This window comes from Thermoanaerobacterium butyriciformans, assembly GCF_017874545.1.
GTDB classification, from domain to species: domain Bacteria; phylum Bacillota; class Thermoanaerobacteria; order Thermoanaerobacterales; family Thermoanaerobacteraceae; genus Thermoanaerobacterium; species Thermoanaerobacterium butyriciformans.
This window is the reverse complement of the sequence record NZ_JAGGLT010000013.1, coordinates 43,688-60,777: the sequence shown is the minus strand read 5'-3', so window position 1 is coordinate 60,777 and position 17,090 is coordinate 43,688. Positions and strand designations below refer to the sequence as shown.

Below are 17,090 nucleotides of genomic sequence, written 5' to 3'. Positions count from 1 at the left end.
ATGAAGAAGATTGCAGTTGTTACAGGTACAAGAGCAGAGTATGGTTTACTTTATCCTCTATTAAAAAAAATTAAAGAAACAAATTTATTTGATCTTCAAATAATAGTTACAGGAATGCATTTATCGCCTGAATTTGGATTAACTTTTAAAGAAATTATTGATGATGGATTTGAGATAAATGAAAAAATAGAAATGCTATTATCAAGTGATTCAGAAATAGGCATTACAAAATCAATAGGGTTAGGAATAATTGGTTTTGCAGATGCATTGAATAGATTAAGGCCTGATATAGTAATTTTATTGGGTGATAGATTTGAAACATTTGCTGCTGCTGTAGCATGTTTAGTTGCTAAAATACCAATAGCTCATCTTTATGGAGGAGAATTAACTGAAGGTCTAATTGATGATGCTATTAGACATTCGATAACAAAAATGAGTACATATCATTTTACATCTACCGAGGTTTATAAAAATAGAGTTATTCAACTTGGAGAGAATCCTGAAAGAGTTTTTAATGTGGGGGCTTTAGGAATTGACAATATAGAAAATATTAAGTTGCTTTCAAGGGAAGATTTACAAGAAGAATTGTCGTTTAAGTTAGGAGAAGTAAATATTTTAGTTACATATCATCCTGTTACACTTGAAAATAATACTTCACAGGCCCAATTTATTGAATTATTAAAGGCTTTGGATAGTTTTAAAAATGTAAAAATAATATTTACAAAACCTAATGCCGATACAGATGGTAGAATTATATCTATGCTTATAGATAACTATGTAAAAACTAATACAGATAGGGCAGCAAGTTTTACTTCGTTAGGACGCTTAAAGTATTTATCTTTGATGAAAAATGTTGATGTTATATTAGGGAATTCATCAAGTGGAATAATTGAGGCACCAACATTTAAAAAGCCAACAGTAAATATCGGAGACAGGCAAAAGGGAAGAATAAAGGCGAAAAGTGTAATAGATTGTGAAGCGAATTCTGAAAAGATAGTATTGGCACTAAAAAAAGCATTGTCTACAGAATTTAAAAAATTATGTAAAACTATTGATAATCCATATGGTGATGGCAAATCATCAGAAAGAATAATAAATATACTTAAGAAGATTTTAGATACAAATATATCAATTAAGAAGACTTTTTATGATATGGTGATGTAAAGTGAGGATATTATTTATTGGAACTGTTGAATTTTCAAAGAGGATATTAGAAAAATTAATAGAATTAAACTGTAATATTGTGTCTGTATTAACAAAAGAAAAATCTAAGTATAATTCTGATTTTGTAAATTTATCTGAATTATGTATTCACAATAATTTGGAATATAAATATTTTAATAATATTAACGAATTTGAAACTATAAAGTATATAAAGAGTAAAGAACCAGATATTATATTTTGTTTTGGCTTATCACAGCTAATAGGAAAGGAACTATTGAATATACCTCCAATGGGAGTTTTAGGCTATCATCCAGCTTTGTTGCCGCAAAATAGAGGTAGACATCCGATAATATGGGCATTGGCGCTAGGCTTAAAGGAGACAGGATCTACATTCTTCTTTATGAATGAGGATGCAGATAGTGGTGATATCTTATCACAGGAGAAAATTGAAATAAATTATTCAGATGATGCCAAAAGTTTATATGAAAAGATTACATCCATTGCACTTAAACAAATTGAAAATTTTATTCCTTTATTGGAAAATGGAACTTATAAAACAATTAAACAAGATAATGTTATATCCAATTATTGGAGAAAGCGAAGCGAAAAAGACGGAGAGATAGACTGGAGAATGTCATCATATACAATTTATAATTTAGTCAGGGCTTTAACTAGGCCTTATCCTGGTGCATATTTTTTTTATAAGAATAAAAAAGTTAGGGTTTGGAAAGTAAATGAGGTAAGAACTAATAGATATGACAATTTAGAACCTGGCAAAGTTATTAAAAATAACAATGGTGTATTATTAATAAAAGCAGGAGATAATTGCATTGAGATTACGGATTGTGATTTAGGAGAAATAATTATGGAAGGTGAATATTTATGATTTTAATGGTAGTTTCTCCACATCCAGATGATGAAACACTTGGAGCCGGAGGCACAATACTTAGATATAAGAAGAATGGATATAAAATTGCTTGGTTAAATTTTACTGATAAGAAGGAGGAATATGGATATTCTATAACTGAAGTAGATAAGAGAACTAGTCAAATTAATAATGTGATTAAATCGTATGATTTTGATTACTTTTACAATTTAAAATTGCAACCATCCGGTTTAGATAAGTATCATAAAAAAGATTTAATAGAGGAGGTATCAAATATAATAAGACAAATTGAGCCTAATAGAATAATTTTACCATATAGATACGATATTCATTCAGATCATAAAGTCGTTTTTGATGTTTTAAATTCGTGTACGAAAGTTTTTAGATTTCCTTTTATTAAATGTATTTTAATGATGGAAATTCCATCTGAATCTGATTATGCAAATTCTGATAATGGTTTTGTTCCAAATTACTTTATAGATATTAGTGATTTTATTGAGAAAAAGATTAAAATATTAAATATTTATGATGATGAGATTAAAGAGCACCCTTTTCCAAGAAGCGAAGATAGTGTAAAGTCTTTAGCTCTAATTAGAGGTTGTGCTTCAGGTTGTAGATATGCTGAAGGTTTTAGAATTTTAAAATTTATAGAAGATTAGATGTTGGAGCGTGATGATATAATGCTTAAAATAGCAAATAGAACAATATCAGAAAATTCTTCTGTATTTGTTATAGCTGAAGCAGGAGTGAATCATAATGGTGATTTAGAAACAGCTATGAAATTAGTTGATGCGGCGTCTAAAGCAGGTGCAGATGCAATAAAATTCCAAATATTTCAAACAGAAAATTTAGTGATTAAAGACGCTAAGAAAGCTGAATACCAAAAATTGACTACATCTCCAGATGAAACACAGTATGATATGTTAAAAAAGTTAGAATTGTCTTATGATGATCATGTCAAAATAATGGAATATTGCAAAAGGCGAAATTTAATCTATTTAGCAACTCCTTTTGATTATGAAAGTGCCGATATGTTGGAACAAGCTGACGTACCTGCATTTAAAATTGGTTCTGGTGATATTACAAATATTCCCTTCTTAAAATACATTGCAAAAAAAAAGAAACCAATAATACTTTCCACGGGAATGTCTAATTTAGGTGAAATCGAAGAAGCGATAGAAGCGATTAAAAATACTGGTAATAAGAGTATATTCTTATTGCATTGTACATCAAATTATCCAACTGAATACAAAGATGTTAATTTAAATGCAATGATAACTATGAAAAATGCTTTTAAGCTACCTGTTGGTTATTCAGATCATACTCTTGGCATTGAAGTTGCAATAGCAGCAGTTTCGATGGGAGCATTGATTATTGAAAAACATTTTACTCTTGATAAAAGAATGATAGGCCCTGATCACAAGGCTTCACTTGAACCAAGCGAACTTAAGCTTATGATTAAAAGCATTAGAAACATAGAGGCGGCATTAGGAAATGGGATAAAAAGATGTAGAGAGAATGAAAAAAATGTTAGAGATGTAGCAAGGAAGTCAATTATTGCAGCTAAAGATATACCCAGTGGCAGTGTCATAACGGAAGAGATGTTAATTACAAAAAGGCCAGGAACTGGTTTGCCTCCTAAGTTTTTTGATTATTTAATTGGTAAAAAAGCCAGAATTCATATTTTAAAGAATACAATTATTGACTTTTCTATGCTTGAATAATAATTATATGCTTTTTCCAAGGAGGAATTCTTTTGGATAAATTAATTTTAATTGGTGCAGGTGGTCATGCAAAAGCGGTGATAGATATACTGAAAAAAAATAATAAAATACATATTGAAGGACTAATAGGCAAATCTGATGAGATTGGCAAAAAAGTTTTAGGCGTACCGGTTATTGCAACTGATGAGCAATTAAATGATTTATTAAAACGTGAGATAAATTATGCACTAATAGTTGTTGGAAGTGTTGGAGATAATTATTTGCGAAAAAATTTGTATGAAAAAGTAAAGGAGATTGGCTTTACTTTTATTAATGCATTTCACCCATCAGCTATTATTTCAGAGCATGTAAAATTCGGGCGAGGAAATGTTGTAATGGCTGGTACTTTTATAGGTCCTGATACCCGAGTTGGAAATAACGTGATAGTAAATACAGGATCTATTATTGAACATGATTGCATAATAAGCGATCATGTTCATATTGCTCCAGGCGTTAAAATTGCAGGAGGAGTTAAAATAGGTGAAGCAAGTCATATTGGAATTGGGTCTGTTATTATTGAGGGAATAAAGATAGGTAAAAATTCTTTAGTTGGAGCTGGTACTGTTGTCTTAGATGATGTACCTGATAATGCTGTTGTTGTAGGTATTCCAGGGACAATAAAAAAATATAGGTATGATATGGGGAGAAATCAATAATGGAGAATAAGGTTAAATCCGTTGTTATTAGCGATAAATGTATTATTAAAAATGCTATAAAGCAGTTAAATGAAAATAGATTACAAATTCTTTTAGTTGTTGATGATGATGATAGGTTTGTTGGAACTGTTACAGATGGAGATATAAGAAGGGCGATATTGTATAATGTATCATTGGAACAGCCTGTTTCTACCATTATGAATAAGAAACCAAAATATGTTTATAGAGGACAAGAAGAAGTTGCTAAAGAGTTGATGATAAAGTATAAAATAAAAACTATTCCTGTAATAGATAATGAAAAAAGAGTTATCGATTTAATACTGATGGAAGAATTTATTGGAATAAAATATGAATATTCAAATAAGAATAACAGTGTTTTTATTATGGCTGGCGGTAAGGGTACAAGGTTAGATCCGTTTACAAAAATACTTCCTAAACCATTGATACCTATAGGAGATAAGCCAATAATAGAGATAATAATGAAAAATTTTAAAAATTACGGATTTAATGATTTCATAATTTCTCTTAATTATAAAGCTGAAATTATAAAGTTATATTTTGCAGAAAATCCTGACGGTTATAATATAAATTTTGTACAAGAAAAAGAATTCCTTGGGACTGCGGGCTCGTTAAAACTTGCAATTGATAAACTAAATGATACTTTTATTTTATCAAATTGTGATGTTATTATAGATATAGATTTCGATGAACTTTTAAAATATCATAAAAAAAATGGGAATCACGCTACTATAGTAGGTGTTGTTAAAAATATGCAGATTCCGTATGGTGTTATGAATGTTAATAATGGCGAATTGATAAATATGATAGAAAAGCCAGAGTATAATTTTGTAATAAATTCAGGTGTATATGTTTTAGAACCCGAATTGATCGGTCTGATTCCAGATGGACAATCTTTTAACATGCCGGATTTGTTATTAAAGTCAAAAGAATGTGGATATAAAGTTGGTGTATATCCTGTAAGCTCAAAGTGGTTTGATGTTGGACAATGGGAAGAATATCGTAATACACTTGAATATTTTAAAAAGGTGGATAGTTTATAAGATGTATAAAGGAAAATCAATACTAGCGATAATACCTGCAAGAGGTGGTTCAAAAGGGGTTAAAAGAAAAAATGTGAGGCCCTTATTAGACAAACCTCTAATAGCGTATACTATTGAAGCTGCGTTGCAAGTGGAATTTTTAGATAAAATAATTGTTTCAACAGAAGATCCTGAAATAGCAGATATATCAAAAAAATATGGAGCAGAAGTTCCTTTTATGAGGCCTGGCGAATTAGCGTCTGACGATGCAAAAGGGATAGATGTTATTTTGCATGCGATGAGTTGGCTAGAAAAAAATCATACTGTATATGATTTAGTTATGCTTTTACAACCAACATCACCATTAAGAAAAGCGTATGACATAAAAAATGCGATTGACATTTTGTATGAAAAAAAAGCAAGTGCGGTGGTTTCGGTTTGTGAGGCTGAGCATTCTCCTTTATGGATGAATGTCTTAAACGAGGATTTGTGTATGAAAGATTTTTTAAGAAAAGATGTTTTAAATAAAAATAGGCAAGAAATAAGTAAGTATTATAGAATAAATGGAGCAATATATGTATCGGATTGGAATTATTTAATACAAAATAAAGGCTTCTTTGGTGAAAAAACATATGCGTATATTATGCCTAATGAAAGATCTATAGATATTGATACAGAACTGGATTTAAAATTTGCTGAATTTTTGATGAATACTTTTCATATACAAAAATAGACATATATTAAAATTTTTATAATCATTAAATATCCATGGAGGTGATCTATATTATACCTGGAACTAGGTTAGAGATGCTTGATGCCGAATACTGGATAGAAAAGATACCAGATGCTGATAGCCTTATAATGACGCAAAATGATATTATGAAGTTCAATCAAAAGATTGTAGAAAAATGCGATAGCGTCTATGATTTAAAAAGCTACAGGGATAGTCTTACTTACGACGAATTGTTGTCTTTGATAAAAGAATATAAATTGCCAGAAAAAGAGATGTATTTTAGAAATGGTGAAGAAGCAAAGCAGGGTTTTTACGATTGTATAACTGGTAATTTAAATATCACTGAAATAAAAAAGGTCAATCCAGTACGGTACGGCATTACCATAAGAAAGACATCTCTTAGAAGTTTCCCTACGGAGATAGCGGTATACAGCAGAAAAGGCGATATCGAATTTGATAGATTTCAAGAGACATCGTGCCAAGCATTAGAGCCTGTTTTGGTGCTGCATGAAAGTAAAGATAAAAAATGGTATTTTGTACAGATCTACAATTACAGAGGTTGGGTAAAGGCATGTAATATAGCAATTGCAAAAGATAAAGAGGAAGTGTTTGATTATCTTGATACAGATGATTTCATAATGGTGACTGGAAACCATGTCAAAACGCAGTTTAATCCTTATGATAAAGATGTGTCTGAAATTCAGTTTGATATGGGCACGAAAATACCACTGGAAAAAGATATGATTTACAGTGTAGGTAATCAATCTGCTTATGGCAATTATGTTGTTAAGCTGCCTTTAAGAGATGATAAAGGCAATTTAGTATTTAAAGATGGTCTTATATCGGTAAAAGAAGATGTCCATTGGGGCTATGTCTCATACACGAGAGCCAATATTTTAAATCAGGCGTTTAAACTTATTGGCGATAGATATGGATGGGGAGATAGCTTCAATGGGAAAGACTGCTCCAGCTTTATCATGTATGTATACAAGATATTTGGGTTTAAGCTTCCCAGAAATGTTGATGAGCAGGAAAGATGTCCAGGAATAGCCTATAAATTTTCTGATGGATTATCATTAGATGAAAGAATAAAGATTTTTGATAAGATTAAACCTGGCGCAGCTTTATACATGCCGGGTCATGCTATGATATACGTTGGAATGGATGGCGGAGTGCCTTACATCATACACGACTTTACTGGGTATGGTGTAAAAAATGGAGATGAATATGACTTCGTACCAGTTAATGAAGTCATGGTCACATCATCACTTTTACCTACATCAAATGGCATACCATTCATAGAGAGAATTACTTCTGCCATTCAGTTTGAAAAGTAATTATTGCTTTTCTGTAAGCATATCCCAGTATTTTTTAGGCATGTGTTGTCTTTGAAGCCTTAGGTTTTTTCTTTCTTCTATAGAGATGCTTTTGTAGTAGATCTTCCAGAGATTTTCAAAATCTTCCTCCTCTTTTGTAATCAATGTTATTTCAGGAGGGATGTCAGTTATTATCCAAGATTTTTTATCATAAACCGCTGATAAGTTTCTTTTCACATCATGTATCACAAAATATTGGTCTTGAAATCTTTCAGCAAAGTGAGGCACAATGAGAGGCAGCACATTGTAATCAGGATGTATTTTGGCATAAAATAATCCCTTTTTTATCTCTTTAAATCTTATTAATTCTATCATTTTATAGGCTTCATGATTAATTCTTTGACTTAATTTAATCACATCGTTCACTATGTCATTTTGAAGAAAATAATTAATTTTTCGTCCTATCTTAAATCCCAATCTTACATATTTATATATCAACATGTATGATGATTCTAGTTCAGACAGATAAACGTAGTAAATATTTTTGAGAGCTTCTTTTGATATTTTTGTTGTAATGGCATTTTGCACTTTATCGGATTTATTTATATCCGTTGAAATGTATATGTCATCTCCGAGAAAATTTTTTTGATAACTGTTTTCTGATAAAATATCATTTGGTATTTGACGATTATAATATGACACATATATGACTGTCATAAGCCCGTCAAATGTCCCATCAAAAATGTAGTTTACCATGTTTACATACTCCCATCTAAGATATAGTATCTAAATCATACGAGGATAGGCAAATTACTTTCTGTTTTGTAAATTGAGTCAAATATGCTAAGCTGGCCTTCTAAGACATTGCTTTTTGGCAAAAGTTTATTTTTTATTTTATTAGTTTCTATTTCGCATCCACCGTAGTATTTTCCATTGCATGTTATAAAATATTTTGCCCTTTTTAATACGACACCCAGCTTTTTAAGTGAATCATAGTTAAGGTTAGCAGCTTTCCGCGCCTTCACAATCCGCTTTGCTGTCCTTAAACCTATGCCTGGTACTCGTAAAAGCATGTTGTAGTCTGCAGTATTTACTTCGACAGGAAATAGGTTTAGATTTTTCATGGCCCAGTTGATTTTTGGATCTAGTAATACATCGAAATTCAGCTCTTCTTCAGTCAGCAATTCATCAGCTTTGAAATTGTAGTACCTTAAAAGCCAATCAGCTTGATACAAGCGGTGCTCCCTTAAAAGAGGTGGTGATGATACTCCCAAAAGGTTGTTTCCATTAAAAACGGGAATGTATGCGGAGTAATACACTCTTTTAAGGTCATAATATTTATACAGATTCTCTGATAATTTTAATATAGTCCTATCACTTTCTGGTGTTGCACCTATGATAAGCTGTGTCGTCTGCCCTGCAGGCACAAATTTATCTGTGTGGCGCATCAGCTTTTTTGATTCACTCTTTTCCAAAAGTTTACTGTGTATGAAGCTCATTGGCTTTATTATTGATTCTTTTGTTTTCTGAGGTGCCAATAGCTTTAGAGATTTTTCGGATGGAAGCTCGATATTCACGCTCATGCGGTCGGCATAAAGCCCTGCTAATCTTATCAGATTTATGTCTGCTCCAGGTATGGCTTTTAAATGTATGTAACCATTAAAATTATAATCTTCTCTAAGTTTTTTGACTGTCCTAATCAGAAGCTCCATTGTATAGTCCGGGCTTTTGTAAACTGCTGAGCTTAAAAATAGTCCTTCTATGTAGTTTCTGCGGTAAAAATTTATCGTAAGGTCTGCCAGTTCATCAGGTGTGAATAATGCCCTTTCTATGTCATTTGAGCATCTATTGACACAATATGAGCAGTCGTAGATGCAGACATTTGTAAATAATATTTTAAGAAGTGATATGCACCTTCCATCGTCAGACCAACTGTGGCATATTCCGTAAAACGATGCATTTCCGATGCCACCATTTTTATTTTCTCTATTACTTCCGCTGGATGAACAAGATACATCGTATTTTGCAGCATCAGCTAATATCCTTATCTTATCATGAAGTTCCATATTTCGCACCTCTAACATAAATTTATATAAATATTATAACACAAACATACGTTCAACAAAATAACAATTTGCATAAAGTAAGCATTGATAAATTTCTTGGAAATAGTATACTTGAAATAAGCATCAAAAAATATGATAAAGATTTAATAAATATTGTTTTAAAGCCGATATATAGATTTGGGATAAATGTTAAACTAGCTTATATGGAGGGGAAAATGGCAAAGGTTATAAAAGAACACTATTATAAAAATGATTTTGTTGAGGAGAAAATAAAGTTATTAAAAAATGAACTGGATAAGCATATCGTCGATAAGCCTAAAGCGCTTGAAATAAGCCAAGAACTGGACAAGCTTATTGTAGAATATATGTCTAGTGATACAAAGAAAAGCTCAAAGTGAATTCGCTAATTTTTTCAAATATTTTGCCGATATAGAAAATAACGTACTAATGTAAATATTTTTGGGAGGTATTATGTATGATTCAAAGTATTTCGCTAGAAGGAGGAAAGGCAAAGTTCAATGACAGTTTATCGGCAGACAATCTAAATGATGTAAAAAATATTTTAAAAAAACCAGTTGACGAGAAATCTATCAAAGATGAAATCAATGACGTTAACAATAAGATAAAGACTAGCGATGGGACGTATTTTGAATTTTCTGTGCATAAACCGACAAATACAATTGTAGTTAAAATTGTAGACAGTAAAACAAATCAAGTTATAGACGAAATACCGCCGGAAAAAATATTAGATTTAGTGGCGGGTTTGTGGAAAATAGCAGGTCTATTTGTCGATAGAAAAGTATAGGAGGTAATATTATGGATCCTATTAGCTTGCAAAATTCTACTACAAGCAATTTATTGAGAATAAGCGGCCTTGCATCAGGTATAGATACGGATTCTATAGTGAAGCAGCTTATGACGGCTGCAAGCCAGCCACTTTATGAATTGGAACAGCAAAAGCAGTGGCTTCAGTGGCAGCAAGAAGATCTTCAGGACATAAATACAAAGCTTTTGTCCCTTAGGGATAACACCTTGTTTAAGATGAAACTGCAAGGGACGTATCTTGCAAAGACGGTTTCATCAAATACATCTATAGCGACAGCGACAGCAGGTGTAAATGCTGTCAATGGAACGTATACATTAAATGTTAATCAATTAGCAACAGGGGCAACTTCTGCCAGCACTTCTGCAATCGGTGCTTATGACAGTAGCAGTAATTCATATAAAACATATAATACGTCTGACATTACAAATATATATTTAAATGGTGTACAAGTTTTTAAAAATATCAATCAATCGACTGTAACCATAAACGATATTGTTTCAGCAATTAATAGTGCATCAAGTACGACTCATGTCAATGCCACTTATGATACAACTACAGACAGATTATTCTTAATAACAAATTCAACAGGGTCAAATGCAAAGATCGATTTTAGCGGTACAGATTCTACAGGACTTAATTTTTTGACAAATACATTAAAGTTAAATACTTCTACAGTTACAGGCACAGATGCTTCATTTTCATTTAATGGAGTCAACATGACTACTTCGACAAACAATGTGTCTGTTGCAGGCATCAATATAAATCTTACAGGGCAAGGTTATACGACTCTTTCCGTTCAGACAGATACAGATACGATATACAACAGCATAAAAAGCTTTGTGGATGCTTATAATGACGTGATTACTCAGATAAATTCAAAGTTAACTGAAGAGAGGTATTATGATTATAAGCCTCTTACAGATGCACAGAAAGAGCAGATGAAAGATAGTGATATCACGCTGTGGGAGCAGAAAGCAAGAAGCGGTGATTTGAACGGCAATAGTACACTTACATCTATATATTATTCTTTGAGAAATGCCATATCAGGCACTGTGACTGCTTCTGACGGGACGAAGATGACTTTAAGCTCTATTGGGATAACTACTGGGCAGTGGTATGAAGGCGGTAAGCTCTACATAGATGATACGAAGCTTAAAGATGCGATACAAAATAATCCTCAAGAGGTCATGGATCTTTTTACAAAAATAACGGAATCAACTACAGATGTAAATGCTACACCTGGTTCAAGCTCAAGTGATGGAATAGCTGCAAGGCTTTATTATATAGTAAATAATGGAATTAATTCTATAACGCAAGAAGCTGGTGGGGGGCAGTATCAACTGTATGACAACAGCTTTTTGGGTCAGCAAATTAATGATTTAAATCAGAGAATGTCAGATATGCAGGATCACCTAAATACGCTTGAGCAGCAGTATTATAATCAGTTTACTCAATTAGAGACATACATGTCACAGATGAATTCTCAAAGCCAGTGGCTAAGCCAACAACTTAGTGGATAGAGATTATTTGCTTTACACAGGAAGGGGAATTGATAAATGATTGATCCATACTTGGAATACAAACGGAATTCCATAATGACGGCAAGTCCGGAAGAGCTAGTTATGATGCTGTATAATGGCATTATCCGTTTTGTGAATGAAGCGAAACAGGCAATAGATGATAAAAATATTGAAAGAGCCCATAACAGCATAACAAGAGCACAGGATATTGTATTGGAGCTTATGTCAACTCTTGATATGCAGTATGACATATCAAAAAATCTGTATAGTATTTATGAGTATCTATCAAGAAGGCTTATAGAAGCCAATTTAAAAAAAGATAAAGTTGCTTTGGATGAAGTGGAATCATTAGTAAGCGACCTTAAAGATACGTGGGGAAAAGCGATGGATAAAGTTCGAGCAAAAGTTTATTCAAAAGGTTGATAGAATATGATTAGTGATGTAAAAAAGCTTATAGAGTTAGCTGAAGATAAATTAAAATATCTAAATGACATGCTTTTATTGAATAATGAGCTAAATAAAGCAATAAATTCTCAAAATCTTGATGATATAAAAAGTATATTGGGAAGAAAGCAAGACATTATAAATAATATAGATAAAATAGATAAGGAATTTCTACCAATGTATAATTTATATAAAAAAGTAAATAGGATAGACAGCATTTTTAACACATCAAATAACAATGCAGAAAAAAGCGTATTGAAAGGAATATTAATTGAAATAAGGTCAACTCTCGAGAAGATAAAAGAAGTAGAAGACAAGAACATTGAAGATATAAATAGCGCTTTTAAAAACCTTGAAGATAAGCTAAATGACTTGTCTAAGGGGAAAAAAGGGTACATAGAATATTTAAAGTACTACACACCCGGCAGTTATTTTGTAGACAAAAAACGTTAAGGGATATATTTTGGGGTAATATTTATGCAATTTTAAAATTTTTTAAATTTATTGATAAAAATATTTCTTGGTGGTATAATATTACTGTATAGTCTATAGGACTGTGCAGTAAATTAATAATCAAAGTGAGGGGATTATTTATTATGTATCAAGACAAGACATTGGTCTGCAAAGACTGTGGAGCAGAGTTTGTGTGGACTGCCGGTGAACAAGAATTTTATGAACAAAAGGGTTTTCAAAACGCACCAGTAAGGTGCAAAGCATGTAGAGATGCTAAAAAGCAAAGGAACAATCAGTTTAACTCCAGAAGAGGAAGAGCTGCTGGAGCAAATAAGTAATCCCCTTCACTTGTAAGAAGTAAAGAGGATTATCAAGGGCATTCAATCGCGAATGCCCTTTAATCATTTATAGAATTTTTTATAAAATCTTCCGCTAAAGATTATTTTGTAATATTAAAAAATATGTTGCAATATTATACATGTGATAGTATAATTATTAAGTAAATTATCCATATAGCGGGAGGAGAAAGTATGAAAAAAGGTCTAATCATATCATTATCGCTGATAGTTATGTTATCTGTCATTTTAAGTGGATGCTCAAAACAATCTACATTAAGCAGAGTCAAAAAATCGGGTGTCATTGTTATGGGCACAAGTGCGGATTTTCCACCATTTGAATTTCACAAACTTGTCAACGGAAAAGATACCATAATGGGCTTTGATGTAGATTTGGCAAATGCTATTGCAAAAAAATTAGGCGTAAAGCTTGAAATAAAAGATATAGACTTTACTGGATTGATACCAGCTTTACAAAGCGGACAGATTGATATGGCAATTGCTGGCATGAATGCAACACCAGATAGAAAGAAGAACGTTGATTTTTCAGATGAATATTACAATTCAGAGCAGGTTTTAGTTGTCAAAAGCTCCAGTTCAATAAATAATCTAAAAGACTTAAATGGAAAGACTGTTGCGGTACAGCTAGGTACTACATCTGATAATGCAGCAAAGAAGATAAAAGGTATAAAATTAAATGAATTAAATAGATTAGGTGATGCGTTTTTATCATTGGAAAATGGCAGGGTAGATGCTATATTGATGGAAAGCACAATAGCAAATGCGTATTTAAAAGAGTATAAGGATATGAAAATGCTTCACATTAAAGAGATAAATGAAGCAGTACCCGGATATTCTGTTGCTGTCGCTAAGGGAAATCAAGATCTGGTAAATCAAATAAACAGTGTGATAAAAGAGCTCAAAGATAGCGGTGAATATGACAAGATGTTGAACAAATGGATGGGAAAATAGATCTCTTGAAAGGAGAAGAAATTATTAATGAATCTTGATTTTTCAAGTATGCCACAATACACTCAGCTTTTTATAAATGGCATCATAATGACCATAGAGCTTACACTTATATCTGTTGCTATTGGTGCAGTATTGGGATTGATTGTAGCTTTGATGAAGATGTCCAGCGTGAAAGTGATTAGCTTTATCGGTTCAGCGTATGTGGAGATTATAAGAGGGACTCCTCTTCTGGTGCAGATACTTATAATATACAATGGATTGCCACAGTTTGGCATAAAATTTCCCGGATTTGTAGTAGGTATAATAGCACTATCAATGAATAGTGCTGGATATGTTGCAGAGATTATCCGCTCAGGTATACAGGCAGTTGATCCAGGGCAGATGGAGGCATCTCGCTCACTTGGAATGTCTCACAGCATGGCTATGAGGTATGTCATAATTCCCCAGGCAATAAAAAACATACTGCCAGCCCTTGGTAACGAATTTGTCGTCATGTTAAAGGAGTCATCTATAGTATCTGTAATAGGATTTGCAGATCTTACAAGACAGGCAGAAATAATATCAAGTGTGACATATAGGGCTTTTGAACCACTTATAATAATAGCTGCTATATATTTCATAATGACACTTGTATTTTCAAGGCTTTTAAGCAAGTTTGAAAGGAGGTTGAGGTCCGGTGATACGCGTTGATAACCTCCATAAAAATTTTGGAAATTTAGAAGTCTTAAAAGGTGTCAGTTTAGAAGTGAAGAAAGGTGAAGTTTTGGTTATCATTGGTCCAAGTGGTTCAGGGAAAAGTACAATACTAAGATGTATAAATCTATTGGAGGAGCCTACAAAAGGCGATATATACATTGAAGGTGAAAAAATCAACGATAAAAAGGCTGATATAAATAAGATAAGGCAAAAAGTAGGTATGGTTTTTCAGCATTTCAACTTATTTCCAAATATGACAGCCATCGATAATATCACATTAGCGCCTGTAAAGGTAAAAAAGATAGATAAAAAAGATGCAGAAGATATTGCAATTAATCTTCTAAAAAAGGTTGGACTTGAAGATAAAAGGGATTCTTATCCTGTTAAGCTATCAGGAGGTCAGAAGCAGAGGCTTGCTATCGCTAGGGCACTGGCCATGCAGCCGGATGTTATGCTTTTTGATGAACCGACATCGGCATTGGACCCAGAAATGGTAAAGGAAGTCTTAAATGTCATGAAGGAACTGGCTAATGAAGGAATGACCATGATTGTTGTAACACATGAGATGGGATTTGCAAGAGAAGTTGCTGATAGAGTTATATTTGTTGATGACGGCATGATTGTTGAGGAAGGAACACCAAAGGAAGTATTTGAAAATCCAAAGAACCCTAGGACAAAAGAGTTTTTCAGCAAAATACTGTAAGTATCACTGGGTGCAGAGGCACCCTTTTTTATTAAATTTTAAATGGAAATTATATTTTGCAAAATTCACAAAATATAATGGGAACTTATGCAGGAATATTACTCTTTATGTAGAATTATAATAATATAGACATGAAGAAAGGAGTTGTATCATATGAGGATAACAGTAAGCGGAAGAAATGGAATAATGATAACAGACGGGTTAAGAAATGCGGCATTGAAAAGCTTAAGCAAAATTGAGAAGTTTTTTACGGAAGACACAGAAGCGCGAGTAGTATTGAGTGTTCAAAAGAATAATCAGATTGCAGAGGTTACGATACCTTTTAAGGGAATGATATTTAGAGCTGAAGAAGTAAGTGATGATATGTATGCATCTATAGATAACGTTGTTGATAAGCTTGAAAAACAAATACTCAAATACAAGACGAAATTAAAAAACAATTTTACACCTGATTCAATCCGGTTTGATGTTCAGCAGGATTACATAAAAAATGATTTATCAGAAGAAACTGAGTTTGAGGTAGTTAAGACAAAAAGATTTCCTGTAAAACCTATGTCTGTACAGGAAGCTATACTGCAGATGAACCTACTTGGTCATAATTTCTTCGTTTTTACAAATTCTGATACAGACGATTTTACAGTTGTGTATAAGAGAAAAGATGGCAAATATGGCTTGATAGAGCCGACAATGTGAGTAAAAATTTTGAGGGTTATAAAAACCCTCAAAATTTTTTTATGTAAAAGAAGGAAAATAGAATTTTTTGTAGAATATTATTCCTGTATGTGTAAAAATGGATAGGATAAATGGAGTGTGAGCACATTGACTGAATTAACAAAAGAAGTTATCAACTCTATGGAAGAGTTGATAAATAGAGTACAAAGCGTCATCTCAAGCAGAGTTGTTGCTGAAAATAATCAAATAGCTGAAATTCACGTTTTGGCTGATAATTCTAGAAATGCAAAACAAATTGCAAGGGATGTACAATCAGTATTGATGGCAGAATTTAAAGTGGATGTGAATTATAAAATAATAAGCGTTGCTCAGATTGAGACAAGCGGTAGGTTTTTTAACGATGAAAGAATTGCGTTTACAAATCTTACATTTGCCAATAATGGAGTAAATTTAGAAGCTACTGTGATGTTGACAAAAGGTTCAGAAATATATGAAGGTGTTTACAAAGGTGTCAACACTGAGAGAAATAGAAATAGGATAATCGTTAATGCTACACTTGAATGCGTATCTAAAATACTTCCTGAAGATCACAATCTCATTTTAGAAGATGTTGATATATATTCTTTTGCCAAAAAGCGCATTGCAGTTGTCGCTGTCACACACGCTACACCTCAAAACGAAGAACTTCTTGTAGGTTCCAGTATTGTGAAAAAAGATGATGGGGAAGCGTTGATAAAAGCGACATTAGACGCTTTAAACAGGCGTGTCATCTCAATACTTGATAATTAAATAGCTTACTTTTTACCCAAACCTTTATTAAGCGTAGCGTTTCGCCTGAAGCTAGA

The 17,090-nt window shown here is 32.5% G+C and carries 21 protein-coding genes; 19 read left to right on the top strand and 2 right to left on the bottom strand.

Going from position 1 to position 17,090, the window contains the following annotated elements; all coding sequences use genetic code 11:
• The 8 genes from neuC to J2Z80_RS06855 are packed head-to-tail and all read left to right on the top strand — an operon-like array spanning position 1 to position 7,579.
• On the top strand, positions 1-1,164 hold the full coding sequence (neuC, locus tag J2Z80_RS06890; protein WP_085111714.1) for a UDP-N-acetylglucosamine 2-epimerase: 1,164 nt from the start codon (positions 1-3) through the stop codon (positions 1,162-1,164).
• 1 nt (position 1,165) lies between these two features.
• The gene (locus tag J2Z80_RS15285) at positions 1,166-2,050 is read left to right on the top strand and encodes a methionyl-tRNA formyltransferase (RefSeq protein WP_085111712.1); all 885 of its coding nucleotides are present in this window, start codon (positions 1,166-1,168) and stop codon (positions 2,048-2,050) included.
• Positions 2,047-2,709 (top strand): PIG-L deacetylase family protein, encoded by a 663-nt coding sequence (locus tag J2Z80_RS06880; RefSeq protein ID WP_085111711.1) that lies wholly within the window; start codon positions 2,047-2,049, stop codon positions 2,707-2,709. The genes J2Z80_RS15285 and J2Z80_RS06880 overlap by 4 nt, the downstream gene beginning before the upstream one ends.
• A gap of 3 nt (positions 2,710-2,712) precedes the next feature.
• Positions 2,713-3,774 carry an N-acetylneuraminate synthase gene (gene neuB / locus J2Z80_RS06875; RefSeq protein ID WP_280953178.1) on the top strand — a complete coding sequence of 354 codons (1,062 nt, stop codon included), beginning with the start codon at positions 2,713-2,715 and terminating at the stop codon, positions 3,772-3,774.
• Between the two features lie 32 nt (positions 3,775-3,806).
• The gene (locus J2Z80_RS06870; RefSeq protein WP_085111710.1) at positions 3,807-4,469 is read left to right on the top strand and encodes an acetyltransferase; all 663 of its coding nucleotides are present in this window, start codon (positions 3,807-3,809) and stop codon (positions 4,467-4,469) included.
• Positions 4,469-5,530, top strand: a complete 1,062-nt coding sequence (locus J2Z80_RS06865; RefSeq protein WP_209453745.1) for a nucleotidyltransferase family protein — start codon at positions 4,469-4,471, stop codon at positions 5,528-5,530. The genes J2Z80_RS06870 and J2Z80_RS06865 overlap by 1 nt, the downstream gene beginning before the upstream one ends.
• Before the next feature lies 1 nt (position 5,531).
• Positions 5,532-6,242 carry an acylneuraminate cytidylyltransferase family protein gene (locus tag J2Z80_RS06860; protein ID WP_209453744.1) on the top strand — a complete coding sequence of 237 codons (711 nt, stop codon included), beginning with the start codon at positions 5,532-5,534 and terminating at the stop codon, positions 6,240-6,242.
• Between the two features lie 35 nt (positions 6,243-6,277).
• Positions 6,278-7,579 (top strand): C40 family peptidase, encoded by a 1,302-nt coding sequence (locus tag J2Z80_RS06855; RefSeq protein ID WP_209453743.1) that lies wholly within the window; start codon positions 6,278-6,280, stop codon positions 7,577-7,579.
• Here J2Z80_RS06855 and J2Z80_RS06850 read toward each other — a convergent pair whose 3' ends face one another.
• Together J2Z80_RS06850 and J2Z80_RS06845 are read right to left on the bottom strand one after the other, a co-directional pair.
• Positions 7,580-8,314, bottom strand: coding sequence for a TIGR03915 family putative DNA repair protein (locus J2Z80_RS06850; RefSeq protein WP_209453742.1), 735 nt, complete (start codon positions 8,312-8,314; stop codon positions 7,580-7,582).
• A 35-nt stretch (positions 8,315-8,349) separates the two neighbouring features.
• Complete coding sequence (locus J2Z80_RS06845; RefSeq protein WP_209453741.1) at positions 8,350-9,624, bottom strand: putative DNA modification/repair radical SAM protein; 1,275 nt, start codon at positions 9,622-9,624, stop codon at positions 8,350-8,352.
• A 215-nt stretch (positions 9,625-9,839) separates the two neighbouring features.
• On the opposite strand from J2Z80_RS06845, the gene J2Z80_RS06840 reads away from it, so the two are divergent.
• The 11 genes from J2Z80_RS06840 to J2Z80_RS06790 all read left to right on the top strand — a co-directional run bounded on the left by J2Z80_RS06840 (position 9,840) and on the right by J2Z80_RS06790 (position 17,034).
• Entirely contained in the window at positions 9,840-10,022 is a 183-nt protein-coding gene (locus tag J2Z80_RS06840) for an aspartyl-phosphate phosphatase Spo0E family protein (RefSeq protein WP_209453740.1), read from the top strand.
• 77 nt (positions 10,023-10,099) lie between these two features.
• Complete coding sequence (locus J2Z80_RS06835) at positions 10,100-10,429, top strand: flagellar protein FlaG (protein ID WP_209453739.1); 330 nt, start codon at positions 10,100-10,102, stop codon at positions 10,427-10,429.
• Positions 10,430-10,440: 11 nt separating this feature from the next.
• Positions 10,441-11,970: a flagellar filament capping protein FliD gene (fliD, locus tag J2Z80_RS06830; RefSeq protein ID WP_209453738.1), complete on the top strand. Its 1,530-nt coding sequence runs from the start codon at positions 10,441-10,443 to the stop codon at positions 11,968-11,970.
• Positions 11,971-12,006: 36 nt separating this feature from the next.
• Positions 12,007-12,393 (top strand): flagellar export chaperone FliS, encoded by a 387-nt coding sequence (gene fliS / locus J2Z80_RS06825; RefSeq protein ID WP_209453737.1) that lies wholly within the window; start codon positions 12,007-12,009, stop codon positions 12,391-12,393.
• A 6-nt stretch (positions 12,394-12,399) separates the two neighbouring features.
• On the top strand, positions 12,400-12,867 hold the full coding sequence (flgN, locus tag J2Z80_RS06820; protein ID WP_209453736.1) for a flagellar export chaperone FlgN: 468 nt from the start codon (positions 12,400-12,402) through the stop codon (positions 12,865-12,867).
• Positions 12,868-13,010: 143 nt separating this feature from the next.
• Positions 13,011-13,205: a zinc-ribbon domain-containing protein gene (locus tag J2Z80_RS06815; RefSeq protein WP_209453735.1), complete on the top strand. Its 195-nt coding sequence runs from the start codon at positions 13,011-13,013 to the stop codon at positions 13,203-13,205.
• Positions 13,206-13,397: 192 nt separating this feature from the next.
• Positions 13,398-14,174 carry a basic amino acid ABC transporter substrate-binding protein gene (locus J2Z80_RS06810; protein ID WP_209453734.1) on the top strand — a complete coding sequence of 259 codons (777 nt, stop codon included), beginning with the start codon at positions 13,398-13,400 and terminating at the stop codon, positions 14,172-14,174.
• A gap of 27 nt (positions 14,175-14,201) precedes the next feature.
• Positions 14,202-14,864 (top strand): amino acid ABC transporter permease, encoded by a 663-nt coding sequence (locus J2Z80_RS06805; protein WP_209453733.1) that lies wholly within the window; start codon positions 14,202-14,204, stop codon positions 14,862-14,864.
• The gene (locus J2Z80_RS06800; RefSeq protein WP_209453732.1) at positions 14,851-15,573 is read left to right on the top strand and encodes an amino acid ABC transporter ATP-binding protein; all 723 of its coding nucleotides are present in this window, start codon (positions 14,851-14,853) and stop codon (positions 15,571-15,573) included. Before J2Z80_RS06805 ends, J2Z80_RS06800 begins: the two co-directional genes overlap by 14 nt.
• A 153-nt stretch (positions 15,574-15,726) precedes the next feature.
• Positions 15,727-16,266, top strand: coding sequence for a ribosome hibernation-promoting factor, HPF/YfiA family (gene hpf, locus J2Z80_RS06795; protein WP_209453731.1), 540 nt, complete (start codon positions 15,727-15,729; stop codon positions 16,264-16,266).
• Between the two features lie 126 nt (positions 16,267-16,392).
• Positions 16,393-17,034 (top strand): hypothetical protein, encoded by a 642-nt coding sequence (locus tag J2Z80_RS06790; protein ID WP_209453730.1) that lies wholly within the window; start codon positions 16,393-16,395, stop codon positions 17,032-17,034.
• The last annotated feature ends 56 nt before the right edge of the window (positions 17,035-17,090 follow it).

Coding starts and splice junctions, on each gene's coding strand:
- J2Z80_RS06855 (WP_209453743.1), top strand. CDS start 6,278: ATGGAGGTGATCTATATTATACCTGGAACTAGGTTAGAGATGCTTGAT.
- J2Z80_RS06815 (WP_209453735.1), top strand. CDS start 13,011: ATGTATCAAGACAAGACATTGGTCTGCAAAGACTGTGGAGCAGAGTTT.
- fliS (WP_209453737.1), top strand. CDS start 12,007: ATGATTGATCCATACTTGGAATACAAACGGAATTCCATAATGACGGCA.
- J2Z80_RS06865 (WP_209453745.1), top strand. CDS start 4,469: ATGGAGAATAAGGTTAAATCCGTTGTTATTAGCGATAAATGTATTATT.
- J2Z80_RS06810 (WP_209453734.1), top strand. CDS start 13,398: ATGAAAAAAGGTCTAATCATATCATTATCGCTGATAGTTATGTTATCT.
- neuC (WP_085111714.1), top strand. CDS start 1: ATGAAGAAGATTGCAGTTGTTACAGGTACAAGAGCAGAGTATGGTTTA.
- J2Z80_RS06835 (WP_209453739.1), top strand. CDS start 10,100: ATGATTCAAAGTATTTCGCTAGAAGGAGGAAAGGCAAAGTTCAATGAC.
- J2Z80_RS06840 (WP_209453740.1), top strand. CDS start 9,840: ATGGCAAAGGTTATAAAAGAACACTATTATAAAAATGATTTTGTTGAG.
- J2Z80_RS06845 (WP_209453741.1), bottom strand. CDS start 9,624: ATGGAACTTCATGATAAGATAAGGATATTAGCTGATGCTGCAAAATAC.
- J2Z80_RS06850 (WP_209453742.1), bottom strand. CDS start 8,314: ATGGTAAACTACATTTTTGATGGGACATTTGACGGGCTTATGACAGTC.
- flgN (WP_209453736.1), top strand. CDS start 12,400: ATGATTAGTGATGTAAAAAAGCTTATAGAGTTAGCTGAAGATAAATTA.
- J2Z80_RS06805 (WP_209453733.1), top strand. CDS start 14,202: ATGAATCTTGATTTTTCAAGTATGCCACAATACACTCAGCTTTTTATA.
- fliD (WP_209453738.1), top strand. CDS start 10,441: ATGGATCCTATTAGCTTGCAAAATTCTACTACAAGCAATTTATTGAGA.
- J2Z80_RS06880 (WP_085111711.1), top strand. CDS start 2,047: ATGATTTTAATGGTAGTTTCTCCACATCCAGATGATGAAACACTTGGA.
- J2Z80_RS06860 (WP_209453744.1), top strand. CDS start 5,532: ATGTATAAAGGAAAATCAATACTAGCGATAATACCTGCAAGAGGTGGT.
- hpf (WP_209453731.1), top strand. CDS start 15,727: ATGAGGATAACAGTAAGCGGAAGAAATGGAATAATGATAACAGACGGG.